22 protein-coding genes are annotated in these 26,750 nt (G+C 55.1%); 11 read left to right on the top strand and 11 right to left on the bottom strand.

Annotated elements, in window-relative coordinates:
* Positions 1 to 120 precede the first annotated feature (120 nt).
* The gene (gene tal, locus K6123_RS00190; protein ID WP_221792961.1) at positions 121 to 1,071 is read left to right on the top strand and encodes a transaldolase; all 951 of its coding nucleotides are present in this window, start codon (positions 121 to 123) and stop codon (positions 1,069 to 1,071) included.
* 54 nt (positions 1,072 to 1,125) lie between these two features.
* Here tal and K6123_RS00185 read toward each other — a convergent pair whose 3' ends face one another.
* The 4 genes from K6123_RS00185 to K6123_RS00170 all read right to left on the bottom strand — a co-directional run bounded on the left by K6123_RS00185 (position 1,126) and on the right by K6123_RS00170 (position 4,018).
* A complete protein-coding gene (locus K6123_RS00185; RefSeq protein ID WP_221792960.1) occupies positions 1,126 to 2,250 on the bottom strand; it encodes a lipase family protein in 1,125 nt (374 codons plus the stop codon).
* Positions 2,243 to 2,647, bottom strand: coding sequence for a DUF6795 domain-containing protein (locus K6123_RS00180; protein WP_221792959.1), 405 nt, complete (start codon positions 2,645 to 2,647; stop codon positions 2,243 to 2,245). The genes K6123_RS00185 and K6123_RS00180 overlap by 8 nt, the downstream gene beginning before the upstream one ends.
* A 439-nt stretch (positions 2,648 to 3,086) precedes the next feature.
* Positions 3,087 to 3,479: a DUF6795 domain-containing protein gene (locus K6123_RS00175; RefSeq protein ID WP_221792958.1), complete on the bottom strand. Its 393-nt coding sequence runs from the start codon at positions 3,477 to 3,479 to the stop codon at positions 3,087 to 3,089.
* Positions 3,476 to 4,018 (bottom strand): DUF6795 domain-containing protein, encoded by a 543-nt coding sequence (locus tag K6123_RS00170; RefSeq protein WP_221792957.1) that lies wholly within the window; start codon positions 4,016 to 4,018, stop codon positions 3,476 to 3,478. The genes K6123_RS00175 and K6123_RS00170 overlap by 4 nt, the downstream gene beginning before the upstream one ends.
* A gap of 276 nt (positions 4,019 to 4,294) precedes the next feature.
* Between K6123_RS00170 and aptA the strand changes: the two genes are divergently transcribed.
* From aptA to K6123_RS00145, 5 genes are all read left to right on the top strand, one after another.
* A complete protein-coding gene (gene aptA, locus K6123_RS00165) occupies positions 4,295 to 5,647 on the top strand; it encodes an omega-aminotransferase AptA (RefSeq protein ID WP_221792956.1) in 1,353 nt (450 codons plus the stop codon).
* Positions 5,648 to 5,751: 104 nt separating this feature from the next.
* The gene (locus K6123_RS00160; RefSeq protein ID WP_221792955.1) at positions 5,752 to 7,242 is read left to right on the top strand and encodes a CoA-acylating methylmalonate-semialdehyde dehydrogenase; all 1,491 of its coding nucleotides are present in this window, start codon (positions 5,752 to 5,754) and stop codon (positions 7,240 to 7,242) included.
* A gap of 368 nt (positions 7,243 to 7,610) precedes the next feature.
* Positions 7,611 to 8,510, top strand: a complete 900-nt coding sequence (locus K6123_RS00155) for a LysR family transcriptional regulator (RefSeq protein ID WP_281423872.1) — start codon at positions 7,611 to 7,613, stop codon at positions 8,508 to 8,510.
* A 93-nt stretch (positions 8,511 to 8,603) separates the two neighbouring features.
* Positions 8,604 to 10,085 (top strand): aldehyde dehydrogenase family protein, encoded by a 1,482-nt coding sequence (locus K6123_RS00150; RefSeq protein ID WP_221792954.1) that lies wholly within the window; start codon positions 8,604 to 8,606, stop codon positions 10,083 to 10,085.
* A 204-nt stretch (positions 10,086 to 10,289) separates the two neighbouring features.
* Complete coding sequence (locus K6123_RS00145) at positions 10,290 to 11,204, top strand: DMT family transporter (RefSeq protein ID WP_221792953.1); 915 nt, start codon at positions 10,290 to 10,292, stop codon at positions 11,202 to 11,204.
* Here the strand turns inward: K6123_RS00145 and K6123_RS00140 are convergent.
* Positions 11,201 to 12,007 carry a class II glutamine amidotransferase gene (locus K6123_RS00140; RefSeq protein ID WP_221792952.1) on the bottom strand — a complete coding sequence of 269 codons (807 nt, stop codon included), beginning with the start codon at positions 12,005 to 12,007 and terminating at the stop codon, positions 11,201 to 11,203. The genes K6123_RS00145 and K6123_RS00140 overlap by 4 nt on opposite strands.
* A gap of 287 nt (positions 12,008 to 12,294) precedes the next feature.
* Between K6123_RS00140 and sbmA the strand changes: the two genes are divergently transcribed.
* Entirely contained in the window at positions 12,295 to 13,563 is a 1,269-nt protein-coding gene (gene sbmA, locus K6123_RS00135) for a peptide antibiotic transporter SbmA (protein WP_221792951.1), read from the top strand.
* Positions 13,564 to 13,572: 9 nt separating this feature from the next.
* On the opposite strand, the gene K6123_RS00130 is transcribed toward sbmA, so the two are convergent.
* Positions 13,573 to 14,463 (bottom strand): LysR family transcriptional regulator, encoded by an 891-nt coding sequence (locus tag K6123_RS00130; RefSeq protein ID WP_221792950.1) that lies wholly within the window; start codon positions 14,461 to 14,463, stop codon positions 13,573 to 13,575.
* A 93-nt stretch (positions 14,464 to 14,556) separates the two neighbouring features.
* On the opposite strand from K6123_RS00130, the gene K6123_RS00125 reads away from it, so the two are divergent.
* Both K6123_RS00125 and K6123_RS00120 read left to right on the top strand, forming a co-directional pair.
* The gene (locus K6123_RS00125; protein ID WP_221792949.1) at positions 14,557 to 15,489 is read left to right on the top strand and encodes a DMT family transporter; all 933 of its coding nucleotides are present in this window, start codon (positions 14,557 to 14,559) and stop codon (positions 15,487 to 15,489) included.
* A 196-nt stretch (positions 15,490 to 15,685) separates the two neighbouring features.
* Positions 15,686 to 17,110 carry a peptidoglycan DD-metalloendopeptidase family protein gene (locus K6123_RS00120; RefSeq protein ID WP_221792948.1) on the top strand — a complete coding sequence of 475 codons (1,425 nt, stop codon included), beginning with the start codon at positions 15,686 to 15,688 and terminating at the stop codon, positions 17,108 to 17,110.
* On the opposite strand, the gene K6123_RS00115 is transcribed toward K6123_RS00120, so the two are convergent.
* From K6123_RS00115 to glnE, 5 genes are all read right to left on the bottom strand, one after another.
* Positions 17,076 to 17,729: an ABC transporter ATP-binding protein gene (locus tag K6123_RS00115; protein WP_221792947.1), complete on the bottom strand. Its 654-nt coding sequence runs from the start codon at positions 17,727 to 17,729 to the stop codon at positions 17,076 to 17,078. The two genes, K6123_RS00120 and K6123_RS00115, sit on opposite strands and share 35 nt — an antisense overlap.
* Positions 17,707 to 18,519: an ABC transporter permease gene (locus K6123_RS00110; protein ID WP_246624584.1), complete on the bottom strand. Its 813-nt coding sequence runs from the start codon at positions 18,517 to 18,519 to the stop codon at positions 17,707 to 17,709. The genes K6123_RS00115 and K6123_RS00110 overlap by 23 nt, the downstream gene beginning before the upstream one ends.
* A gap of 11 nt (positions 18,520 to 18,530) precedes the next feature.
* Entirely contained in the window at positions 18,531 to 19,313 is a 783-nt protein-coding gene (gene modA / locus K6123_RS00105; protein ID WP_221792944.1) for a molybdate ABC transporter substrate-binding protein, read from the bottom strand.
* Positions 19,314 to 19,545: 232 nt separating this feature from the next.
* Positions 19,546 to 20,475 carry a branched-chain amino acid transaminase gene (locus K6123_RS00100; protein WP_221792942.1) on the bottom strand — a complete coding sequence of 310 codons (930 nt, stop codon included), beginning with the start codon at positions 20,473 to 20,475 and terminating at the stop codon, positions 19,546 to 19,548.
* Between the two features lie 48 nt (positions 20,476 to 20,523).
* Positions 20,524 to 23,505: a bifunctional [glutamate--ammonia ligase]-adenylyl-L-tyrosine phosphorylase/[glutamate--ammonia-ligase] adenylyltransferase gene (glnE, locus tag K6123_RS00095; protein ID WP_221792940.1), complete on the bottom strand. Its 2,982-nt coding sequence runs from the start codon at positions 23,503 to 23,505 to the stop codon at positions 20,524 to 20,526.
* A 242-nt stretch (positions 23,506 to 23,747) separates the two neighbouring features.
* Here glnE and mrcB point away from each other — a divergent pair, with 242 nt between their 5' ends.
* Both mrcB and K6123_RS00085 read left to right on the top strand, forming a co-directional pair.
* Complete coding sequence (mrcB, locus tag K6123_RS00090; protein WP_221792938.1) at positions 23,748 to 26,201, top strand: penicillin-binding protein 1B; 2,454 nt, start codon at positions 23,748 to 23,750, stop codon at positions 26,199 to 26,201.
* Positions 26,189 to 26,704: a tetratricopeptide repeat protein gene (locus K6123_RS00085; protein WP_221792936.1), complete on the top strand. Its 516-nt coding sequence runs from the start codon at positions 26,189 to 26,191 to the stop codon at positions 26,702 to 26,704. Before mrcB ends, K6123_RS00085 begins: the two co-directional genes overlap by 13 nt.
* Positions 26,705 to 26,750: the final 46 nt, after the last annotated feature.

Raw genomic sequence — 26,750 nt, 5'->3', positions numbered from 1 at the left:
CACCCGCTCGGGTGTCACAAGATTGCTCGATTTATGTTATTTAATACGAGGACTACGAGATTCGGGCGCGTTCCCTGACGGTGCGCGCCGCCGACACAAAGACGATAAAAAGGAATTCCCATGGCCAGCCTGCTCGAACAACTCAAACAATACAGCACCATCGTTGCCGACACCGGCGATCTCGCTGCGATCCAGAGCCTCAAGCCACAGGATGCCACCACCAATCCGTCACTGGTGTTAAAAGCCGTGCAGTCCGGCCAGTACGACGCCCTGGTCGACAGCTCATTACAAGCCGCCGTGGGCGACTCGCTGGCAGCCAAAATTGATGACGCCTGTGACCGCTTGTCCGTTGCTATGGGCGCCACCATTGTCCAGCACATTCCCGGCCGTATCTCTACCGAAGTTAATGCCCGGCTATCATTCGACACCAGCGCCAGCATTGAAAAAGCCCGTCGGCTGGTGGCCCTGTACGAAGAACAGGGCGTCGGCCGCGACCGTATCCTGATCAAACTGGCCGCCACCTGGGAAGGCATTCGCGCTGCTGAAGTGCTGGAACAAGAAGGCATCCAGTGCAACCTGACGCTGATCTTCAGCTTTGCCCAGGCGCGCGCCTGTGCCGAAGCCGGAGCCTTCCTGATCTCGCCCTTTGTGGGCCGGATTCTCGACTGGTACAAAAATGCCAACCCTGGCACCGACTACGCCCCGGCCGACGAACCTGGTGTCTTGTCTGTGGCTGGTATCTACCAGTACTTCAAACAGCACGGCTACGCCACCGTGGTCATGGGTGCCAGCTTCCGCAACAGCGGCGAAATCTGTGCGCTGGCCGGTTGTGACCGACTCACCATCAGCCCGGCCTTGCTGAACGAACTGGCCGATACCGAAGGCGAACTGAACCGCGCCCTGAGCTATGACGGCAGCATCAACGAACGCCCGGCCGCCATGACTGAAGCCGAATTCCGCTGGGACCTCAATATGGATGCCATGGCGACGGAAAAACTGGCCGAAGGGATTCGTGGTTTTGAGAAAGACCAGAAGATTCTGGAAGGGCTGTTGGCTGAGAAGCTGGGTTAATGCATCCTTCTTCTGGATGATTGATAGAAGCCGGGCGATGCCCGGCTTTTTGTATTACCTGTTTCTGTCCAAAGCTTCTTTAACCATGATGCTCATACGCTGCATCAGTTTTTCCAGGGCGTTTCTAATGAACTGGACAGATGTTTCCACCACCGTCATACCCAGCGCTTTAGCCAGTTTTTTAATCAACAGACTGGCATCCTCTGAGGCTTCTCCACCACTATTCAGGCCTTTATGGATAATAGATGCCATGACATCAAGGGCGGTGGCCGCAGAACTCACGAGAGAGTTAATTGGGTTTCCAATGATTCTATTGCAAAGATAAATAAACGAATAATAAAGCTTATTCCAAAAGTCGACACCGTTAAAATTGACTACTTTATCTTCTTTTAACCAGTATTTTATTTGCGGGTATAGTATAAGAGGAGCCGGTTGCCTTAAGGTCTTCCATGACCTATGGCTAGATACGGTTGTGACATAGTGCCTCATACCATGCCACTCTCCACCGATTTGATTACCAGTCGCTATGTAGCAAGGAAGCCCACTGGTCGGTGCGTGAAAGAATGGGAAAAGAGGGATCATGGGCACAACATCAGTACCGTGAACGACTCTGTTGATATTCTCCGGCAGCATGGAGACGGTGTGAGCCGTTGCAAATTCATAATGGCCCACTCTTGGAGCCCCAAAAGTGTACAAAATCGGTTTGATTTGGGTATTTGACTTAAACCAATCAGCAGCTAGTGTGGCAAGTGCTCCTCCAAGGCTATGTCCGATGCAGTGAACAGTATCGATGCCTTTCTGTGACCTTACAAAGGACTCTAACTGCCCGACCATACTATTGAACATAGAATTAAAGCCGGCATGTACATAGTGGCCGGTTGATGAAATTGAACAACCAATGTTGAGATTCGTGAGCCAGTCGCCAATACCACTGGTTATATTGGAAGTACCTCTGAATATTACTATCAAGTGGTTTCCATAAATATTACCGGCCCCTCTTGTAAATAAACCAAAAGGCGTTGTTTGACTGAGCGACCCCATTTCCAGCTTCCCTTCAGGAATGAATCGGTTCTTTGAAAATATTGGATTATTAATGAACCGTTGAGCTGCAAATTTATCCCCCTCTGTTAATTCGTAAACGTCCCTTGCGAGGGTCGCTGCTTCATTAGGGCTAAACATGGGGAACCTCCTGTTCCTTAAATGAAGTCATAATCAGGTTGTTTTCTACTGGCCATCCTTTTAATTCATCAGAGACGTCACAGGTTAGAAAAGGCCTTTTTTCACCAAACTCTGAGAATTCGTACGCACATTGTTTAACACCTCCCCAGATAACGTTTTCATCATGCGTGTAAAAAATTCTTTGGGGTATTGAAAAGTGAAACTCAATTATATATTCGTAGTCTTCCCACGCGGACTCAAAGCTGAAATATCCATTTTCATCCGTTGTTGTTTCCTCCCGGTGTATTTTATCAGACCATTCATACTGACGAATCACCTTCTCGTTCGCTAACGGAACACCATTTTTAAACAGTTGCCCATCAAATCCTGAAAAGGCACATATGGTTTCTTTTATCACAGGAGCTGTCCTTCCTCCAAATACAAGCCATGAAATAATTGGCCAAAATAATGGTATGACCCACAGTAGAATGACGAAGATGATGATGATGAATATTGTCATGGGCTGATTGTCGGCAGCAAGGGTATGTATTGCCGGGTAATATGTCTCAAACTGACAATTAGTTGCGAACCGAGCTGTTTATCTGTGAGCGAGTTCTCATCGATAACGTTGTGTATAGAGGAGTTGTATCAGGCTAAACGTTGTTTTCAGAACCTCCCCAGTAGAGAGGCTTTTGGAATAATCCCAATAGTCTTTCAGCATCCATCAGCGGCAGCAGCCGTACCAATATTTATTCCCGAGCATCATCGTCTGCTTCGGCAGGGTTCGCTTTGCGCTCTTCGCACGCAGAGTCGGCGATACTTGAAAAAATTGAGTCTGTTTTCAGAGACTCGCTAATCTATCCCTTGATTTTTCCATTTGAAAGCGATTGGTTTCCAGCTATATCCCATCTGGAAAGTGGCTCAGTGATTTCGAATACGACCAGACAACGATGATCGTTAAACTCTGAGAATTCGTGCTTTCTGAGTTTACCCCCTCCAAAAATGGGGATGAGTTCATCAGTAGTCCTTATTTCCTGAGGTACACAGAAATTAAATTCGATTCTATATTCGTAATTTTCCCAAGCAGACTCAAAGCTAAAATACCCATTCTCATCTGTTGTCGTTTCTTCCTGGTGTATTTCATCAGCCCATTCATACTGACGAATCACCTTCTCGTTCGCTAACGGAACGCCGTTTTTTAACAGTTGCCCATCAAAACCTGAAAAGGCACATATGGTTTCTTTTTTCACAGGAGCTGTCCTTCCTCAAAATACAAGCTACTGTTCTGGTTAACAAAACCGGACACCTTAAATGAAGTCATAATCAGGTTGTCTTTTACCGGCCATCTTTTTAATTCATCAGTGACGTCACTGGTTAGAAAAGGCCTTTTTCCACCAAACTCAGAGAATTCTTCCTTTCTTTGTTTCACACCACCCCAAATTACGTTTTCATCATTATTGTAAAAAATTCTTTGAGATACCGAAAAATAGTATTCAATTTTATATTCGTAATCTTCCCATACAGACTCGAAGCTGAAATATCCATTTTCATCTGTTGTCATTTCTTCCTGATGTATTTCATCAGCCCATTCATACTGACGAATCACCTTTTCATTCGCCAACGGTGTGCCATTTTTTAACAGTTGCCCATCAAATCCTGAAAAGGCACATATTGTTGATTTTATTACAGGAGATCCCCATCCACCGAATAGTAACCAGGAGAATATTGGCCAAAGTGCCACTAAAGCCAATAGAAAAAATCCACAGAGAACGATGCTTAATGTTGTCATGCACGGATTATCGATAGCCAGTGAAGTGATTGCCGGGAGGTATGCCTCAAATTGGGCATCAGCCGCGAAGCCAAGTCTCTCTGTGTGACCGGCTTCTCACTGATTAGAGTAGTGAACGCATGAGTCAGATTGCTCCTGAGGTGAGTCTTACAAAGTTTAGTAAACCTTTAACAAAGCTTGAGCATTTTCAAATTTATTCAACTTTTCCCCACTGCCAAACTGGCTGCAATTGACGATCAATGAGTGATCGCCCTTGTCTTCTTTTTGAGGTGTGTGATGTCAGATCAAGCGTCTTCTCAGGCAGCTTCTTTCCATGGTTTGTCCGCTGAACAGCTGGATGCTCACTGGATGCCGTTTACGGCCAACCGTCAGTTCAAGAAAGACCCGCGCATCATCACGGGTGCTGAAGGTCGTTATTATTTTGATGCCGAAGGTCGCAAGATTTTTGATGGTCTGTCTGGTCTCTGGACCTGTGGCGCTGGCCACAATCGCCCGGAAATCGCGGAAGCCGTTTACAAGCAGCTGCAGACGCTGGATTACGCCCCGGCGTTCCAGTTTGGTCAGCCGAAGTCATTTGAACTGGCGCACCGTATTCGTGGCCTGATGCCTGAAGGGCTGGACTATGTGTTCTTCACCGGTTCCGGTTCTGAAAGCGCCGACACCTCTCTGAAAATTGCCCAGGGTTACTGGAAGAAAAAAGGTCAGGCCTGCAAACGTTTGCTGATTGGCCGGGCCAAGGGTTACCACGGTGTGAACTACGGTGGTATTTCCGTTGGTGGTATTGGCGGTAACCGTGCCCTTTATGGTCAGGGTGTGCCGGTAGATCATCTGTCGCATACCTTGCGCAAGGATTTTGCCTTCACCAAAGGCATGCCGGAACAAGGCGCTGAGATGGCCGACGAGCTGCTGGAACTGATCGCCCTGCACGACGCTTCCAATATTGCCGCTGTGATTGTCGAGCCGGTATCCGGTTCTGCGGGTGTGATTCCACCACCGGTTGGCTACCTCAAGCGTCTGCGTGAAATCTGTACCGCCAACAACATCCTGTTGATCTTCGACGAAGTGATCACTGGTTTTGGCCGTATGGGTGCCATGACCGCGGCCGAACGCTTTGGCGTGACTCCGGATATTCTTAACGTCGCCAAGCAGATTACCAATGGCGCGATTCCAATGGGTGCGGTGATTACCAGTGGTGAGATCTACCAGACCTATATGGATAACGGTGGCCTGGAATACATGCTGGAACTGCCACACGGTTACACCTATTCCGCTCACCCGGTTGCTTGTGCGGCGGCGCTGGCGACACTGGATCTGCTTGAAAGCGAACAGCTGATCGATCGCTCCCGTGAAATGGCGCCGGTATTTGAACAGGCGTTGCATAGCCTCAAGGGCAGCCGTTACATCACGGATATTCGCAACTATGGCCTGGCTGGCGCGCTGCAAATTGAAGCGGCCCCGGGTGAACCCGCACTGCGTCCTTACCAGATTGCCATGAAGTGCTGGGAGAAGGGTTTCTACGTGCGTTACGGCGGCGACACCATCCAGCTGGGTCTGCCATTCACCGTTGAAGCGGATGAAATTGACCGTCTGGTGAACGCCCTTGGCGATTCACTGGCTGAGATTGGTTAAGCGAACAAACTGATCACGCCAACCACAAAAAATTATCCACAGCGGCGGCGGCAAGACAGAGCAACTGGCTGCTGCTGAACAGATTTGAATTCGAGGAGTTAACCATGAAGCTGATTGGTCATTTGATCGACGGTGAAATCATCACTGCTGGCGGCCGCGCCCAGGACGTTTATAACCCGTCCACTGGTGAAGTCAGCAAGCAGGTTGAACTGGCGACCGTTGCGACGGTAGAGCAGGCCATTGCCTCAGCGCAGACGGCCTTCCCTGAGTGGCGTAACACCCCACCGATCAAGCGTGCCCGTGTGATGTTCCGTTTCAAGGAGCTGCTGGAGCAAAACGCTGAAAAGATCTGCGAGATGATCGGTGAAGAACACGGCAAGATTTCTCACGATGCCATGGGCGAACTGCAACGCGGTATCGAAAACGTTGAATACGCCTGTGGTGTGCCGGAATTGCTGAAAGGCGAGTTCAGCCGTAATGCTGGCCCGGGCATCGACAGCTGGAGTGACTTCCAGCCGTTAGGTGTGGTTGCCGGTATTACCCCGTTTAATTTCCCGGCCATGGTGCCGATGTGGATGTTCCCGCTGGCGATTGCCTGCGGCAACACCTTTGTGCTCAAGCCATCCGAGCGCGATCCGTCCTCTACCTTGTACATCGCCCAGCTGCTGCTGGAAGCCGGTTTGCCAAAAGGCGTGCTGAACGTGGTCAACGGTGACAAGGAAGCGGTCGACACGCTGCTGAACGACAGCCGCATCAAGGCCGTCAGCTTTGTCGGTTCTACCCCGATTGCCGAATACATCTACAAAACTGCCAACGCCAATGGCAAGCGTTGTCAGGCTCTGGGTGGTGCCAAGAACCACGCCATCGTGATGCCAGACGCCGACATGGATAACACTGTAAATCAGCTGTTAGGTGCGGCGTTTGGTTCCTCTGGTGAGCGTTGCATGGCGCTGTCCGTGGCGGTGGCGGTCGGTGACGCTGCGGCTGATGCTCTGGTGTCGAAGCTGAAAGAAGCCATGAAAGGACTCAAAGTGGGTGCTTTCTGCGACAGCAGCAACGACTTCGGCCCGGTGATTACCCGTGCCCACGAGCAGAAAGTTTCCGGCTACATCAGCAGTGCGGAAGCCGATGGCGCGACTGTCGTAGTGGATGGCCGCAACCCGGTGGTTGAAGGTTATGCCGAAGGCTTCTTTGTTGGTGCAACCCTGATCGATAACGTCACGCCGGAAATGGAAAGCTACAAAGCCGAAATCTTTGGCCCGGTACTGCAGGTTGTGCGTGCCAAAAGCATGGACGAAGCCATGCAGCTGATCGACGATCATGAATACGGCAACGGCACCTGTATCTTCACCCGTGACGGTGAAGCTGCTCGTTACTTCAGCGATAACATCCAGGTGGGTATGGTCGGTATCAACGTACCGCTGCCAGTACCAGTTGCCTATCACTCGTTCGGTGGCTGGAAGCGCTCCCTGTTTGGTGACCTGCACGCCTACGGCCCGGATGGCGTACGTTTCTACACCAAACGCAAGACCATCACCCAGCGCTGGCCATCCAGCGGTGTACGTGAAGGCGTGAGCTTCTCGTTCCCGTCCTGACTGATGGGCGGGGCCCTCGTTGCGGTGTGCGCCGGAGCCTGGAGTTCGTAGGGTCGGGACATGTCCCGACAGCAGTGGTGGGGTTATTCGCAGCGGTTGTCCAGGCATGCCTGGACCCTACACAAGATTTATCAAATAGCCGTCGTAGGGTCGGGACATGTCCCGACAGCAGCGGAGAGATTATTCGCGGCCGTTGTCCAGGCATGCCTGGACCCTACGGAATAAATACCCCTGTATCACCGGGTTGGGCCGCAGCCAGTCCCCGACCCTACAAGACGACGAATGCTGTACCAGGCGATGCCCATTTTCTGGTTTTATGTTAATTAGATCGAACATAAAAGCAGGATAGTTATTGGGAGCCTCAACTGATGAAGGCCAAACACATGCTGGCGCAGGTAACCGACTTTGACCTCAAGCTGATCCGGTTATTCAAGACGGTGTCTGAATCCGGCGGTTTTGCCGCTGCAGAAAGTACCCTGGGGATCAGCCGTTCAGCCATCAGTTTGCATATGAGTGATCTGGAAAAACGCCTGGGTATGCGGCTGTGTCAGCGCGGCCGTGGTGGTTTTTCTCTCACCGACGAAGGTTTGCAGGTGTTGCAGGCGGCCGATGCCATGCTGGCAGCCATCGAGAACTTCCGTACCGATGTGAATGGCATCAACGAAGAACTTCGGGGTGAGCTGAACATCGGCATCATGAACAGCCTGGTGACCCAGTCGCAGATGCGGATTACCAATGCCCTCAGCCGCTTGCGCTCGAAAGGTGCCGGTGTGCGTATCAATATCAGCATGACTACGCCGAGTGAGATTGAGAAAGGCGTTCTGGATGGCCGCTTCCATGTCGGTGCGGTGCCGTTGATTACGCCGATTTCCGGTCTCGACTATCAGTCGTTATATGAAGAGCACAGCTTTTTATATTGCAGTGACCAGCACCCGCTGTATGAGTGGGCGGCGCAGGTGACGGCCACGGAACTGAAGCAGTTTGACGCCGTAGTACCTTCCTATCGCATGACGCCAGCGGCGATGGCCCAAAACCAACAGCTGCGCCTGAGCGCCACCGCTTCTGACCGGGAAGGCATCGCCTTTCTGGTATTAACCGGCAAATACATTGGCTATCTGCCCGATCATTACGCCAAGCAATGGATCGACAGCGGCCGCATGCGGGCAATCAATCCACAAGAATTCAGCCTGCAGGCCGAACTGGCGATGGTGACCCGTCAGGGCCGACGACCGAATCTGGTGCTGGAAACCTTCCTTGATGCTCTCTAATGGAGCAGCTTTGCCAGACAATCAGACGATTTCTGGCAGGTTGGCCCGGTTCGATACTTGCAGGGCTGAATAGCAGAATCAAGGAGTAACCAGATGCAGTCTTACACCCGTTTATACATCAACGGTACCTGGGTAGAGCCGGCCAAACACGGCACCTTTAAAACCATTAATCCCGCCGATGAAAGTGTCATCGCCGAGGTTGCAGCAGCCACCGCCGAAGACGTCGATCTGGCGGTTAAAGCGGCCCGTAACAAGTTTGATGACGACTCCTGGTCAGGCCTCAGCGGCGCTGAACGGGCAGTCTATTTGCGCCGTATCGCCGCGGGTATTCGCGCCAAGCTGGATTATCTGGCGGCGTTGGAAGTACGTGATAACGGCAAGCCTTTTGCGGAAGCCCAATGGGATATCGAAGACACTGCGGGCACCTTTGAAATGTACGCTGATCTGGCGGAACAGTTGGATCACAACGGCAGTACCGAGGTTGCCCTGCCTGACGAGCGTTTCAGCTCCGTGGCGATCAAGGAACCGGCCGGCGTGGCGGCGGCCATTATTCCGTGGAATTTCCCCATGCTGATGGCTGCCTGGAAAGTCGCCCCGGCGTTGGCCGCTGGTTGCACCATGGTACTGAAACCTTCTGAAGTAACCCCTCTGACGGCGCTGGAGCTGGCCAATATCGCCGACGAATCCGGCCTGCCTGCCGGGGTACTGAATGTGGTTAGCGGGCTTGGCCCGGATGCCGGTGCGCCACTGAGCGAACACCCGGATGTGGATAAGATCGCCTTTACCGGGAGTGTGCCGACCGGCAGTCGCATCATGCAGGCAGCGGCTCGTGATCTGAAAAACGTGTCACTGGAACTGGGTGGCAAGTCGCCGTTTATTATTTTTGATGATGCCGATATTGACGCCGCGGTGGAGTGGATTCTGTTCGGCATTTTCTGGAACAAGGGTGAGGTCTGCTCGGCGACTTCCAGAGTGCTGATTCAGGATGGCATCTACGACCGTCTGATGGCCCGGCTGCTGGAAGAAACCGCCAAAATCCGTATTGGCAACGGCATGGAAGAGGGTGTCCTGATGGGGCCGCTGGTCAACGCCAGTCAATACGACAAGGTCACTTCGATGATTATTCGGGGTGCCAGAGAAGGTGCCACGCTGCTGTATGGAGGCGAACGCCCGGCCGGTTTCGACAAGGGGTATTACCTGCAGCCAACCATCTTTGTTGATGTACCGGACGACTGTTCAGTCTGGACTGAGGAAATCTTTGGCCCGGTAGTCTGTATTCGCAAGTTCAGCGACGAAGGCGAGGCCATTCGGGTTTCCAATAATTCCCGTTTTGGTCTGGCCGGTGCGGTGATGTCGCAAGACATTGAGCGTTGCAACCGGGTGGCTCGCAAGCTGCGCGCCGGCATTGTCTGGATCAACTGCTCGCAGCCGACCTTCAGCCAGGCGCCCTGGGGTGGTTATAAGCACAGTGGCATTGGCCGCGAGCTGGGTATCTGGGGGCTTAACAATTATCTGGAAACCAAGCAAATCACCAGTTTCAACAGTGATGAACCCTGGGGCTGGTACCTCAAATAAGTGGTGAACGCTGGTCGTTAACAGGCTGTTGCTGGTAACAGCCTGTTTCCTCCAACACTCCGCCAGCAAGCTGCCCGTTTTCAGCCCTCAATACTATAATGGCGCGCTGGCGCCGCTTTCCTGCCTGGTTTTTCCTTTCTGCTTGTTTGATCGCCAGCACCTTTGCCGATTTTTCCTAATTTTCCGTTACAGGATCACAATCAGATGATGCAGCAGCGCGTCGGTGAACTCAGCATGGTGGGTGCCGCAGCCCTGTGGGGTTTGTTGCCAGTGGTTTCGAAACAGGCTTACGAGCAGGTGCCGGTACTCTTGTGTGCCGCGTTGAGCGCGCTGGCGGCAGCCTGCTTTTTTGCCTTGCTGCTGACGTTGCGGAGGGAATGGCACGAGCTGCTGTGTAAGCCAGCGCTGACCAGCTCGGTGATTTCCGCGCTGGGCATCGGTGTGGTGTTTTACGGCATGGTGTTCTGGGGGCAGTCGATGGTGCCAGCCAGTACGACCAGTGTGCTGCTGTTGATGGAGCTGTTCTTCTCGATGCTGTTGCTGCGCTGGATGGGGCATGAGCAGTTAAGTCGACGGCAGGTACAGGGCGCGGTGGTGATGGTGATTGGTGCTGTACTGGTATTGGCGCCCAAATCCCTCGGCGACTTTGGCCTCGGTGAGTTGGTGATTCTGCTGGCGGCCGCGGTACCGCCGCTGGCCAATGTGCATATGCAGCGAGCCCGTCAGCATGCCGGTGTCAGCAGCATTATGTTTACCCGCAGCTGCATCAGTTTTTCAATGCTGGCGCTGTTGGCCTGGCTATTTGAGTCGATGCCGAAGGGTGAGGATGTGCTGGCGGTCTGGCCCTGGATTCTGATCAACGGCGTGCTGATTCTGGGGGTTTCCAAAATGCTCTGGATCGAAGCCATTCGCCGTATCCCGATTTCCAAGGCTGTTGCGATGAACTCGATTGCGCCGCTGGTCACACTGGCGACAGCCAGCTGGTTGCTGGGTGAAACCGCCGACTGGTATCAATGGTTTGGCTGTGTGCCACTGAGCCTGGGGTGCTGGTTACTGGTATCGAACCGCAGACAACAAGCCATGCCAGTGGCGACAGCGGTTAGTAGTCGGCCGGATTAAAGCCGCTGGCCATTGTGATATTCAGGTACTTCGACCTGGCCACTGGCGATCACTTCGCCGAGTTGCCACAAGCGCCATTCTCCGCGTTGGTAGATATGCCACTGTTCGTCGCTGGTGAGTGGCTCGGTGGCGATGACGCTGACAACGTCGTTGGGGGTAGTTTCGGCCGCAAAATCGACCGCCACATCCGCGTCGGTCAGGCGCGCCGGGCCAAACGGCGCACGGCGGGTAATACTGGCCATTTTGGTGGTGCAGAAGGTGAACAACCAGTCGCCATTGCTCAACAAGCAGTTAAACACGCCTTGCTGGGCATATTCCTGCGCCAGCCGGGTGAGGGTGGCGGCCAGCTGTAACGGCATGGCGTCACGTGGCAGGTTCTGCCGCAGCTGGTTCATCAGATCACAGAAAATCTCTTCACTGTCGGTATCGCCGACGGCTTCATACATGCCGACATGACGGACAAAATGCGGTAGTTGGCCATTGTGGGCGAAGACCCAATAGCGGCCCCATAACTCGCGGGTGAATGGGTGGGTGTTGGCCAGATTGATCGAACCCACGTTAGCCTGGCGAATATGGCAGATCGCTGTTTTGCTTTTGATCGGCAGTTGCGACACAAAACCGGCAATCGCCGAGGTTGCGCAGGGCTCCGGGTCATGAAACAGGCGTACGCCCTTGCCTTCGTAAAACGCCACGCCCCAGCCGTCCTTGTGGGGGCCGGTTTGACCGCCGCGGCGAGTCAGGCCGGTAAAACTGAAGCAGAGGTCGGTGGGAGTATTGGCACTCATGCCAAGCAGTTCGCACATGGTCGGGTCCGGCGTTTGATTACAGAAGTTGTGAAAGTCTAGCCTGTTTGGCCCGCTTGCGGCAGCGACGGGTGTCATGGCGGTTGTTGATTCCGGGTTTATCCGGTGAGAAGGGATATCCACGTCGGCATGGCCGAACAGAGTCGCCGATCAGACGATTGGCGTTATTGCGCTGGCTGATGTGGCTTTTCACCAGTATAAACTTCTGGCTACCACAACCGCCCGGAACTCATGGACTGGCTGTGGTTCTGACGCTGGGTCCCGATCATCTACCTGAGATAGCTGCTGTGTTCGAATCCTTTTTTATCAAGCCGAAATGGTTTTTCCTCAGTTTTGCCGGCTGGGCGTTGTTGTGCGTGCTGGGCTGGTATTTTGCCTTGCAGGATGCCGGTGGCAGTTTGAGTCTGGGCAGTCTGTTCGGTTTTGAATTCCCGGCGGCGCTGGCGGAAGGAGCCGATGAGGCGGCGCAGGCAGCTTTTGCAGCAGCCAGTGACAGTGCCCAGAGCTTCTGGTTTTATCAATACATGACACTGGCCTATCTGCTGTTTATCGGCAGCTGGCTGTATATCGGCCGTGATAACAAGTGGAGTCGCTGGTCGGTGCTGGGGTCGGCGCTGATTGTGTTTATCACCTGGTATCAGGTGCAGGTCAGTGTGATGCTGAACGAGTGGTACGGTTCTTTTTATGACCTGATTCAGTCGACCCTGAGTAATCCTGGCAGCATTGAGATCAGTGAGTATTACGGCGAGCTGATGTCGGTGGGCATTATCATTATGGTGGCCGTTGCGGTGGCGGTATTTAACCGCTTTTTTGTCAGCCATTTTGTGTTTCGCTGGCGCCAGGCGATGAACGAACATTACACCGGCCGCTGGGCCGAAGTGCGTCATATTGAAGGGGCGTCGCAGCGGATTCAGGAAGACACCATGCGCTTTGCCACTATTATGGAAAATCTCGGCGTCAGCCTGCTGGAGTCGGTGATGACGCTGATCGCTTTCCTGCCGATTCTGTGGGGGCTGTCGTCCTACGTGACCAGTCTGCCGCTGATTGGTGAGGTGCCGCAGGCGCTGGTGTTTGTGGCGATTATCTGGTCGGTGTTTGGCACTCTGTTGCTGGCGCTGGCGGGTATCCGGTTGCCGGGGCTGGAATTCAACAACCAGAAGGTTGAAGCGGCCTATCGCAAGGAGCTGGTATTCGGTGAAGATCACCACGACCGTGCCCATCCGGCAACTCTGGCGGAACTCTTCTCTAACGTGCGGCAGAACTATTTCCGGTTGTACAAGAACTACCTCTATTTCAACGTGGTGCGTTATGGCTATCTGAATATCGGCCAGTTCGTACCGCTGATTGTGCTGGCGCCATCCATCATTGCCGGCGCCTTTACGTTGGGCATCATGCAGCGGATTCTGAATGCCTTTAATCAGGTTGAGGGTTCGTTCCAGTATCTGGTCAACTCTTGGACCACTATTGTCGAACTGCAGTCCATCTACAAACGCCTGCGGGCCTTCGAAAAAGAAACCAACACTGCCACCACGGCGGAACTGGCCGCGGTTCAATAAGCGGCAGGGTCAGCTGGCAAAGCGCTGTAACATAAAATCAATCAACAGCCTCACCCGGTGGGGCATGTTGTGGCGGTCCCGATAGAGTAACTGGCAGCTGCGTGGCTGGTTACTCCAGTCGGGCAGCAAACGCACCAGTTCGCCGGCTTCGATGAGCGGCTGGGCGTGGTAGTCCGGAATAAATCCTACCCCCAGGCCGTCTCGTACCGCGCGGGTGAGCACGGCAATATCATCCACTTCCATGCGGGCATTGGTCGCCGGATCAAAGGTATACAGCTCCCGGCTGCGATTATGTTGCAGTGGCCAGGTCGACATCGGATGGCACATCAACAATGGCAAGCGCGCCAGTTCTGACGGGTGTTCAATTTTTTCCAGTGGCAGCCTGGCGGGGCCACAAATCATAAAACGGAAGTCTGTCAGATGGCGGCCAATCCAGTGGCCAGCGGTGTGTTCTCCGACCCGGAAGGCGATATCTATGGCAGCCTCTTCAAGATCAATATGCTGGTTCGATAGCCGCAGGTCGAGGTTGATGTCCGGGTACTGCTGCAGAAAGGCGTTGAAGTGCGGCGTCAGCACATGGCTGCCAAAGTTAACCGGTGCAGCTACCCGAATCCGTCCACAGGCCTTGTGTTTGTCCTGATAGAGGCTGATGGCGACTTCATTCAATTCATCGAACAGGTGGCAGCAACGGTCGAAGTATTGTTGGCCGGTCAGGGTCATCTGCACCTTGTGGGCGTCACGGTTGAGCAAACGTAACTGCAGATCCTGCTCCAGCTTGGCAATACGCCGACTGAGCGTTGAATGGGGAATACCCAGAACCTCGGATGCTTGTTTAAAACTGCCTGAGCGCACCACGGCGCAGAAGCAACGCATGTCATCGAGTGAATAGTTAAATTTCATATTCGGAATCTTTGGTTTTGAAATCACGTATTTATGCCGGATATGAAATCAATACACTGGTACCGCTCAATCATCAAGTTGCGGGAGAAATTTATGAGCCGCTCAGCCAATACCAATGCCGTAATCGCATTAGTGTTCTGTGCCTTTTTCTGGGGAGCCAGCTTCCCGGTCGGTAAACATGCACTGAGTGAGATGCACGCAGTGACTGTGGTGTTATGGCGTTTTGTCATTGCCGCTGTGTGTCTGCTGGCTTATGCCCGCTGGATGAACATCCGAATGCCACATCTGAACGGCCGCCAGTGGTGGTGGGTGATTGGGGTTTCTGTGATTGGTGTGGGTGGTATTAACCTGGGTCTGTTCACCGGCCTTGAGCACACGGCCGCCAATAACGGTGCGTTGATCATGGCCCTGAGTCCGTTGGTAACCGCGCTGATTGGCTGTCTGGCCCATCGGCAGCTGCCATCAGTGGCGCAGTTTTTCAGTCTGGTGGTGTGTCTGGCTGGCGTGCTGCTGGTGCTGACCAATGGCGAGCTGCAGCGCTTGTTAGGCTTCCAGTTTAACCAGGGCGATCAGATGATTTTTGGCGGTATGCTGTGCTGGAGCCTGTATACCTTCCTGACCCAGAGCATCAGCAAATGGATGCCGATGATTCCCTATACCATTGTCGGCATGTTTGCCGGTATCGCGGTGATGCTGCTGCTGGCGTTCTCCGATCCCCAGATTCAACTGTTGGCAGAGCTGCATACAGCCAGTGCCGAAGTTCTGGCTGACGTGCTGTTTATCGGGCTGTTTGGGACTGTCGGCGGCTATCTGCTGTGGATTTCCGGCGTTAAACAACTGGGGGCGGCGACCGCCTCGCTGTTCTTTAACTTTGTACCGGTGTTTTCGGCTCTGACGGCCTTCCTGTTTGGACAGGATGTGACGGCTTTACAGCTGGCGGGGATGGCGATTGTGATCGCTGGTTTGCTGTTGCCACGATTGGCGGGCTACTTTCAGAATCGTTCAGCACTGGCGGCAGCCAGATAAGCTTTCAGGCTGAGCCAGGGACTGAGTGCGGTATTGTGAGCAATGTTGTGCAGATTGTCGTGAAGTTTGCCGGGAACCGGTGGTTTGCGACATTCAGCCCCATTCCGAAGGGAACCAACCACAGTTACACTCCACTAATCAGGCTTGTTTTGCCCAGTGCAACGGGCGTTTTGTGTAAGTAGTACGAGTGTGAGTTGTGAATAGCCGTGTTTCGGGCAGTGTTGTTGCCGCAAATTCTTCTGCTGCTGTAGCAGCTTCCCGCCCAGGTTCTTTTCCCTGGCCATTTTTAATTTTGATCGGGCTGGCCGGAGCTGCCAGTTTTGGCTGGTGGCAGGGCCGTCTGGCTCATCTGGCAAGCGTCGCTTCGAGCGTGCCAGTCGGTATGGCTGTCAGCGCAGCAGCCAGTAGTACCCCGCTGGTATTGGTCTTGCCACAACCAAGTGCACAACTGCCGCTGCTGGACGACAGTGCCTTGCAGCCGTTGCGAGCAACTCCGCCGCCACCGCCGCCGCCAGTGATCAGGCATTACCGGATTCAGCCCGGCGATACCCTCGAAAAGATTTTCCTCCACTTCAATATTCCGCTGGCCGACCTGCACGATGTCTTGCAGGCCGACGAAGCCTATCTGGTGCTGGATGTGATTCAGCCCGACAGCGAATTGAGTTTTGAGTTTGATCCAGACGGGGTGGTGTTCCAGTCGTTGTCGCTGCAACCAAAAGTGAACCAGACAGTGACCTACCAGCGCTCGGAGCAGGGCTTTGTCTACAGCGAAGTGGTGATTCCAACCCAGTGGAACCAGCATGTGGTGCGGGCAGACATCAGCCACAGCCTCTATGGCACTATTCTGGAAACCGGATTGTCTGATCGCGATGCGATGGAAATCACCCACTTGCTGGGCAACAAGGTTAACTTCCAGCGCGACTTGCGACCCGGCGACACCTTTGACGCGGTGGTCAGCGACGAATATATGGGCGATCAGGCCACCGGCGAACGGCGGCTGGATGCCATCAAGCTCAATGTGCGTGGTACTGACTATGTCGCCATCCTGTTTGAAGATGGCAACTATTACGATGAACAGGGCAATAGCCTGACGCCAGCCTTACTGCGCTATCCAACCAGCAAACATTACCGGGTCAGTTCACCGTTTGATCCGAAACGCTTCCATCCGGTTACCCACCGATTTGCGCCGCATAACGGCGTTGATTTCGCCACCCCGTCGGGTACTGCAGTACTGGCGACCGGTGATGGCGTGGTCACCCGGGTTGCCAATCATCCTTATGCCGGGCTGTATGTGGTGATTGATAACGATGGCCCGTTCAGTACTCGCTTCCTGCATCTGGGCAAGGTGCTGGTGCACAAGGGGCAGCGCATCAAACGCGGCCAGAAGATCGCCTTGTCGGGGAATTCTGGCCGTACCACAGGCCCGCATCTGCATTACGAACTGCACATCAACAACCGACCGGTGAATCCACTGACGGCCAAAATTCCAACCCTCGTGTCGGTAGCCGCAAAAGATCGTGGCAGCTTTGATGAACTGGTTGGCCAGTACATGCCGCAACTGGCACGTCAGGATGTCAGTGATCCACTCAATCCGCCGGGACTGCTGGATCATCGTGGCTGAGTAGCTGGCCGCCAGCCATGTTGTAAACACGATCCGCCAATGCCTGTGCTTCCAGTGGATCGTGGGTGACCAGTATCAGTGTCATGCCAAGCTGGCGACGCAGCTGATCGAGTTCCTGCCACAAGGCTTGCTTATTGGCGGGGTCCAGGCTTGAAAAGGGTTCATCCAGCAGCATCAGGCCGGGTTGTCTGGCGAGGCAACGGGCGAGGGCAACCCGTTGACGTTCACCACCAGACAGTTGCGTTGGCCAGCGCTCCGCCAGATGCTCGGCTCGTGCCTGAATCAGCGCCTGGCGGATGCGTTCACGTTTGTTGATGCCCTTGGGGCAGCCAAACAACAGCGCCAGCCACAGATTGCGTTTGACCGATAAATGCGGGAACAGATGCAGATCCTGACTCAAATAAGCCAGACCTCGCTGATGCGGGGACTGTTTGCTGATGTCCTGATGATCAAAATACAGCTTGCCGGAAGCGGGCAGCAAACCGGCAATGACTTTTAACAGCGTGCTTTTGCCGGAGCCTGATGGCCCCAGAATGGCGACCGCCTGACCGCTGTCAACGTGCAGTGACAGGCCGGCAAGAATCCGGCAGCCAATGTTATCGAGCCGGATGTGGGTCATGTTGAATCTCGATCGTCCGGCGCCGGGCCAATAAACGGGTCAGCAGTAACAGCACAAACGCCATTACCAACAATATGGCGGCACTGGCGACTGCCAGCCCGGTTTCGCCACTGGAAATGTTCAGGAACACCGACATTGGCAGGGTTTCAGTTTTCATACGGGTGGCACCTGCCAGCATCAGGGTCGCGCCAAATTCTCCCAATGCCCTGGCCCAACCGAGTACCGCTGCTGCCGCCAGACCGCGCCCCGCCATTGGCACCTCAACCAGCAGAAAACTCCATAGCGGCGGAAGCCCCAGCGTCCAGGCCATACGGGCGTAATCGGCATCGACTTCAGCAAAGGCAGCGCGTGCAGTACGGACAATAATTGAAGCCGCTACATATATCTGGGCCAGCAAGATGCCGGTCGTGGAGAACAGTATTTCGATGCCCCATTGCGCCAGTTGGCTGCCCAGCGTGCCGCGATGGCCGAGCAGAAACAGCAAGCCAACACCAGCAACCAGTGGCGGTGTTACCAGCGGAATATCCAACAGGGTTTCCAGCCAGACCTTGCCAGCGAACTGCTGACGCGCCATCAGCCAGGCAGCCGGAACTCCAAGGCAAAGCGCGATCAACAGTGACAGCAATGAGGTTTGCAAACTCAGCAGGGTAGCGAAGCGGGTTTCCTCAGACAGTAGCGCTTGTTGCAGCGACTGCCATGGCAAGTGTAATAACAATGACGCCAGTGCTCCCAGAATCAGCAGCGCAATCAGCACCAGCGGCAATGCAAAGCACCACACCAGCAGACGCATTGACACCGGAATTATTCCGCTGTCAGGGCATTGGCCGGAGCGGCCAGAAATCCCAGCGAGGTAAATACGGCCAGGCTATCCGGGCGGCTGAGCCAATCGACAAAGCGGGTCGCGGCAGCTTGATCCTTGCTGGCTGCCAGCACTCCAGCAGCGACCACTTCCGGTTGATACCAGCTGGCGGGCAGTTCGATCATGCGAATAGTATCGGCATTGAGTACTGCATCGGTACGGCCGATGATGGCGGCATCCACGTCGCCTTGCTTGAGATACATGGCCAGCTGCTTGACGGTTGCAGCCCGCATTATTGTGTTGGCTCGGACGGCAGCGCCGACGCCAGAGGCATCCAGAATCGTCTCTGCGGTGCGGCCCAGTGCCATGGCTTGTGGATCGCCGAGGCCGACCCGGATACCGGGTTTGGTGAGATCTTCAAAACGGCGGATATCGTTGGCCTTGTCCTTGTAGACGCCCAGCACCGGCGTGTGTGAAACCAGTGGCAGGATATGGTCAACCTCTGTCCCCAGCTTGCTGAAATACATCATTGAGCCGGGAATAAACACATCTCCCTGACCCGATGCCTGGTAACGCGCGAGGATCTGGCCAGAGCCTCCATATTCGACCAGCAGGGTGTCGCCGGTTTGCTGCTGATACTGGCTGGCCAGCTTCTCGATGGCCGGGCGTAAGCCAGCTCCGGCATAGATTTTCAATTCCGCTGCCAGGCTGGCACTGCTGGCTATCAGGGCCAGGCCAGCAATCAGCAGCCGTTTGCTCATGGTTCCGATGTTTTTCTTTCGCATGATCTTGTCTCGCTATATATCTATGTATATAACGAATAGCACAACGCTAGCTGGAAAAGAATAATCCCATACAAAGTAAAAGGTTTTAGATTGGCAAAGAGGAACAATCTCTGGTTTTACAGGAGAGAGGGGGCCAGCAGCCTAAAAAACAAAACCCCGGCAGACGTGCGTCTGGCGGGGTTTTTTATCAGTCTGCCTGTTAACTGGGCAGTCTGCGAATGGAGCTGGCTAATTATTTAACGAGTGTCAGCCACTCTGGTTTGTAGCTGCCCTTGCCGGTAACGGTTTCGAAGTACAGGGTCTGCAGCTTCTCGGTTACCGGACCACGGCTGCCAGCACCGATCTGACGACCGTCCAGCATGCGGATTGGCAGTACTTCAGCGGCAGTACCGGTGAAGAAGGCTTCGTCTGCAATGTAGACTTCGTCACGGGTGATACGCTTCTCGCGAACTTCGTAGCCCAGTGACTTGGCCATCTCGATGATGGTACGACGGGTGATGCCGTCCAGACAGGCGGTCAGTTCCGGGGTGTAGATCACGCCGTCACGTACCAGGAAGAAGTTCTCACCGGAACCTTCGGCTACATAGCCTTCCGGATCCAGCAGCAGGGCTTCTTCACAACCACTGTCGATTGCTTCACGCAGCGCCAGCATGGAGTTCATGTAGTTACCGTTGGCCTTCGCCTTACACATGGTGATGTTCACATGGTGGCGAGTGTAGCTGGAGGTACGGATCTTGATGCCCTGGGTTTTGGCGGCTTCGCCCATATAGGCAGGCCAGTCCCAGGCAGCAACCATGACGTGTACCTGCAGGTTTTCGGCGCGCAGGCCCATGCCTTCAGAACCGAAGAACACCATCGGGCGCAGGTAGGCACTGTCGAGGTTGTTTTCGCGAACGGCGGCACGTTGTGCTTCGTTCACTTCTTCCTTGCTGAATGGCATTTTCATACCCAGGATGTGGGCAGAGTTAAACAGGCGGTCGGTGTGCTCCTTGAGGCGGAAGATGGCAGCGCCATCATCTGTCTTGTAAGCGCGGACACCTTCAAACACGCCCATGCCGTAGTGCAGGGTATGCGTCAACACGTGGACTTTGGCCTCGCGCCAATCGACCAGCTGGCCATCCAGCCAAATCAGACCATCGCGATCAGACATTGAAGGTAACATAGAGACCTCGCTCAAAAATTCGTTTCAGTGTGTTCAATACAGAAGGTTTCAATCCAGGGCTTCTTGCAGCCACCGTTGCCAGAGCTCAGTCACACTCTTGCGACGAACGTCAAAACCAAGGCGTTTCATGGTTGCCTGTTCCAGGATCAGGTTGGCGTTTTGCAGCGCGCGCCGGTGAGTTTCGGCTCGGTAGGACAGGTAGGTTTCCTGTAATGTCTTCCGATCTTGTGGATCGAGCAGACCGACTGTTTCAAACGAATCCAACAATCGCATGTTGTCGGTGACCGCCAACAATTCCGGGTACTGGTGTGCCCAGGCCAGAACCCCGTATTGAACCAGAAACTCAATGTCAACAATACCCCCGGCATCGTGTTTCAGGTGGAATTTTTCCGCTGATTTCTCTTCTGCACCCAGATTTTCCCGCATTTTGCGGCGCATGGAACGGACTTCTTCCTGTAGTTCACCTATGTCGCGTTGTTTGGTCAGGGTCTGGCTGCGAATCTGGCGGAATTGCTGGGCCAGATCTGCAGCACCACAGAGCACCCGTGCACGCACCAGCGCCTGATGTTCCCAGGTCCAGGCGTGGTTGGTCTGGTATTCCTCAAAGGCTTTCATGGTCGCGACGATCATGCCGGAGTTGCCGGATGGTCGCAGCCGCATGTCGACTTCGTAGAGCTCGCCATTACGGGTGGTGGTGGTGAGGATGTGGATCATCCGCTGGCCCATGCGAGTGTAGAAAACATTGTTGTCGATGCTGCGCTGGCTGGCATCGGGATCGGCCAGTGTCGACCCCATGGCGTAACCGGTAGAGAGGAACACCAGATCGAGGTCGGAGCTGTAGCTCAGCTCCAGTCCGCCGACCTTGCCGTAGCCAACCACCAGAAACTCCGGCAGGGTAACCGGGTCGCCTTCCCGGGTTGATGGGTAGCCGTACTTGCTGACCATTTGTTGCCATGACAGCTGCATTACACATTCGAGGGTGACTTCGGCCAGCCAGGTGAGGTAGTCAGACACCTTCATCAGTGACAAGGCACCGGTCACTTCCGATGCGGCTGCGTGCAGCCGGTGGGCATGGTTGAACTGACGCAGCTGTTCCATCTGCTGTTCGAGGTCGTCTTCGGCAATCCGCAGCAGCGTCATGCGCAATTCTTCTTCCAGCTCCTGACGGCTCGGCAAGCGATAGAGGTTGCCGGGGTTGAGTAATTCGTCGAGCAGCAGCGGGGCGGTGGTGATGTATTTGGCCACCCACTCCGAGGCACAACAGAGCTTGATCAGCTGGGTGCGGGCAACCGGGTTTTCTTTCAGCAGCACCAGATAGGAGGTTCGCCGTAATACGGCTTCCAGCAGTGGAATCACCCGTTTCAGTGTCGCCAGCGGTGCCGGGCAGGTCGCCAGCTCCTCCAGCAGCAACGGCATCAGGGCTTCCAGGCGCTCGTGGCCAATCGCCTGCATGCTGGCGACGGCACGGGATTCGCGCAGGTTGCTGATCAGTTCGGCGAACTCATCGCTGAGCATGTCGGGCTGGCTGTCGGCCAGTCGCAGGCGTACGTCGTCCGCCAGATCGCCGTGCCAGAGGTCGAGCCAGGTGTGATCCTGTTGTTCGGCCTGCTGGTCTTCGTCCTGGCTGCGGACGATTTCGGCGAAGTGGCTTTTGACAGCTGCGCGGTGCTGGTCGAGCTGGTCGATAAAGCCTTGCCAGTTGTCAAAGCCCATTGCCATGGCGATGCGGGCCTGCTCCTGTTCGTCGTGCGGCAGCAGTTGGGTTTGTTCATCATTGAGCGCCTGCAACGCATGTTCGACGTCGCGCAGGAACAGGTAACCGGCTTTTAACTCAGCGGCGGCATCGGCGGGCAAATAACCGGCCTGGTAGAGAATGTCGATCATTGGCACCAGCTCGCGCTGCTGCAGCTGTTTCTCCTGACCACCCCGAATCAGCTGGAAGGCCTGAATGGTAAATTCCACTTCACGGATGCCACCGGGGCCGAGCTTGATATTGTGGTCGAGGCCGCGACGACGGACTTCCGCATTGATCATGGCTTTCATCGAACGCAGCGACTCAAAGGCGCTGTAGTCGATGTACACCCGATAGGTAAACGGCCGCAGAATCGCCAGCAGTTCCTGTGCGACCGGCGACTGCTCGCCGTTCATAATACGTGCCTTGACCATGGCGTAGCGTTCCCAGTCGCGGCCCTGGCTCTGGTAATACTCCTCCATCGAATCGAAGTTCATCGCCAGCGGGCCACTCTGACCGTAGGGCCGCAGGCGCATATCGGTACGGAACACAAAGCCGTCGATGGTCTGTTTATCCAGCGCAGCAATCAGCTTTTGCCCCAGCTTGACGAAAAACTCCTGATTGCTGATGTCTTTTTTGCCACTGCTGTCGCCGCTGGTATTGCCGGATTCCGGGTAGGTGAAAATCAGGTCGATGTCGGAGCTGAGGTTGAGTTCGTAGGCACCGAGTTTACCCATACCGAGCACCAGCAAATGCTGCACGGTTTTCGACTGTTTGCCGATTGGCTGGCCGTGGCGACGGGCCAGCTGCTGGTGGAAATAGTTAACTGACTGACAGACCGTTTCGTCGGCCAGATCCGACACCGCGCGGGTGGTGGTGAGGGTGTCGGCAAGTCGTAACAGGTCGCGCCAGATGATCTGCACCATGGCGCGGCGGCGTAATACTCGCAACGCCTTGAGCCAGCTGTCTTCGTCTGGAGCTGTGTCGGTCTGGTTGGCTGCTGAGGGGAGCGCAGAATAGTCACAACCCGTCAGCTGGTTGAGTTGGCTATGAATGGCAGCACGCGGTAATGGCTGGCTGATCTGGTCACTGCTGATCAGCTGGCTGAAATAGTCGGCATCCCGTGGCAGGGCATCGACAACGTATTGGCTGATCAACAATACCTGCTGCAATTTGCCTTGCTGCTCCGCCGCCAGCCCCTGCCAGAACAGTGGCCAGTCAAGCCCAAAGCGTGCACCGGTATCGGTCAGTTGCTGCTGAATGCTGTCCCAGCGTGGTTGCAGGATTGGCTGTATCACGTCCGTTTCCTCTGGTGGTGCTGTGGTTGTGGCGCTTTGGTGTTGTTATCGGTCTAGTGTAACCCGTCGGGCTTTGTCAGCAATGACCGGTGCGGGATTGTGGGCGGATTAGCCCCGTAGATTTATCGGCCTGTGGTCAATTGGGCAGAACGTCAGTGGCACTCACTGCTAGACTTCCGGTCGAACCCAGCCAAGCGCCCGTGGCGTATCACTTTTAAACGGACTCCAGAACAGCACTGATCATGGCGGATTCCCCAAAGCCGAACAGCGGCAAAGCTGCAGCCAGAAAACCGGCTCCCCGAAAAACAGCGAGTAAAACCGCAGCCGACAAGCAAGCTTCCGCTGCCAAAAAACCAGCGGCAAAAAAAACGACTGCCAAAGCCACCGCGAAGAAAAGCCCACCGAAGCCTCCGTCTTCCTCTAGCGGCAACGGTCACAGTCAGACAGGCTGGCTGCGGCGTTGCTGGAGTGTTTGCTGGAAGCTGGGGCTTATTGCGGCGGTGGCGCTGGGCGTCTGGATGGTGTTTCTCGATGCCCAGGTTCAAAAGCAGTTCGACGGTAAAAAGTGGACGCTGCCTGCACGGGTGTATGCCCGTCCGCTGATGTTATATCCGGGCAAGCTGCTGCCACCACAACAGCTCGAAGCCGAGTTGCAATGGACCGATTACCAACCGCGTGCCTCGCTGAGCATGCCAGGCAGCTATGTGCACAAAGGCGACAGCTGGCGCATTCATCGCCGTGCCGTGAATTTCTGGGACGGTCGTGAGGATTCGGCACTGATCGAATTACGGCTGGCCGATAACCGGGTGCAACGACTGTTCGTTAACGGCGAAGAACAACCACTGATACGGCTCGAACCCCAGTATGTTGGCGGCATTTTCCCGGCTCATAACGAAGACCGTGAACTGGTTACCCTGCAGCAGGTTCCCCCCCAGCTGGTAGCAGCGCTGGTCGCGACGGAAGACAAGGATTTCTTCCAGCACTTTGGCATTTCACTGCGCGGTATTGCTCGCGCCATGATTGCCAACGTCAAGGCCGGTGGCGTGGTGCAGGGTGGCTCAACCCTGACTCAGCAGCTGGTGAAAAACTTCTTCCTCAGTCAGGAACGTACGCTGACCCGCAAGGCGCAGGAAGCGCTGATGGCGATACTGCTGGAGCTGCATTATTCCAAGCAGCAAATCCTGCAGGCCTACCTCAACGAAGTATATCTGGGTCAGGCCGGTCGCCGTGCGATTCATGGCGTTGGGCTGGCGGCGCGGTTTTATTTTGGCAAGTCGGTGGAAGAGCTGAATCTGGCCGAAGTCGCCACCATTGTCGGGCTGGTCAAAGGGGCTTCCTATTACAACCCCAAACGCCATCCGCAGCGGGCGCTGGAGCGGCGCAATCTGGTATTGGAGCTGATGCGCGACCAGCAGCTGATATCGCAGGCCGAGTTCCTCAAAGCCAGTAATATGCCGATGCTGACGGCCGACAGCAGCCGCGCCAGCCAGCGCGAATATCCGGCGTTTCTGGAGCTGGTACGGCAGCAGCTGCGGCAGGATTACCGCTCTGAAGACCTTGAAACCGAAGGGCTGAACATCTTTACCACGCTCGATCCCTGGATGCAGCACGCACTTGAAAGCCAGGCGGACAAACAGCTGGCGACGCTCGAAAACAGCCGCGCTGAACTCAAGGGCAAGCTCGAAACCGCCGCGGTATTTACCAGTGTTGATGGTGCTGAAGTGCGCGCCATGATTGGCGGTCGCGACGTTGATTTCTTTGGATATAACCGGGCGCTGGATGCCCGCCGCTCGATTGGCTCGCTGGCCAAGCCGGTGGTGTATCTGACCGCCTTGCGCAGCGGCCGTTATAACTGGGCCAGTGTGCTGGACGACAGTCCGGTACAGGTTGCCGGTGAAGACGGCCAGCTGTGGCAGCCGCAGAACTACGATGGCAAAAGCCACGGCAATGTATTGATGATCGACGCGCTGGCGCATTCCTATAACCAGGCAACGGCCCGACTGGGCATGCGGGTCGGGCTGGAAGCCGTAGCGAAAACCTTCGCCCAGCTGGGGCTGAAGCGCACCGTGCCGCCTTATCCATCCGTGTTGTTGGGGTCGCAGGAACTGTCACCATTTGAAGTCGCCGGGGTTTACCAGACCATTGCTGCGCGTGGCTTCCAGATGCCACTGCGGGCAGTCGAAGCGGTAACCACGTCGCAAGGTACCACGCTGTCGTCCTATGCTATTCAAGGCAAACAGACAGTACCGGCAGAGCAGCTCGACTGGCTGCGTTATGGTCTTGAACAGGTGGTTGAGGAAGGCACTGCGCGGCGTCTGAAACAAAGCTTTAATGGCCCGTTGGCAGGCAAGACTGGTACCAGTGACCAGCAGCGAGATGCCTGGTTCGCCGGCTTTGATGATCGTTATCTGGGAGTGGTCTGGGTTGGCCGCGACGACAACCAGCCAATGCCGCTGGCGGGCAGCTCCGGTGCCTTGCCAATCTGGCAGGCGGTGATGCAGGAAGTGGGTGTTGAAGCCCTGCAACCGACCGGTTTGCCGCAAGTCGCGGTGGATGCCAATGGCCAAATCCTGCAGGATGGTTGCTCTGGCCGCATGTTGCCGTGGCCTGCCAGCGTGCAGCGCCCGGAGGCAGTTCCCTGTCGCGGCACTCATCAAAAAGAGGGTAAACGAGGATGGTTGGATTGGCTGTTTTGACATCAGCGCCTGCTGCTACTGATTCAGGCAAGCCATGGCTGAAACTGCTGCTGACGTCGAGCTTGCTGGTGGCGCTGGCAGGCTGTAGTTCCGTGGCGATGGTGGGCAATGGTAATAACGCTGACAGTGCGGATCTGCCGACCATCAGCGATGGCCAGCTGGCGCGACTTGATGAAGGCAGCCATCACCCGGCGGTGCAGGCGCTGCTGCAGCGGGCAGAAGCTGCCCGCCAGCAGGGTAACTGGTCGAAGGTGATGAGTTATCTCGATCAGGCGCGGCAGATTCAGCCGCGTAATGCGGCTATCTATTACCGTCAGGGCTGGGCCAACCTGCAAATGCATCAACCGGCGGCGGCAGAACAGCTGTTACAGCGCGGTCTGTTGTACAGTCAGGATGACCAGTTATCGAATCGGATTCGGGCCTTGTTGGCCGATGCCATGGAGCAGCAGGGCCGTTTGCAGGACGCCCGGCAAATGCGGGCGCAGATGCGCGGCGCTTCCTGAACCGGTCATTTCCCGGGGCTAAAAAAAGGGCCGCTACTTCAGTGAA

Origin of the sequence: Oceanobacter mangrovi (assembly GCF_019740315.1) — a bacterium.
Classification (GTDB): domain Bacteria; phylum Pseudomonadota; class Gammaproteobacteria; order Pseudomonadales; family Oceanobacteraceae; genus Oceanobacter; species Oceanobacter mangrovi.
This window is presented reverse-complemented; position numbering and strand designations above follow the sequence as displayed.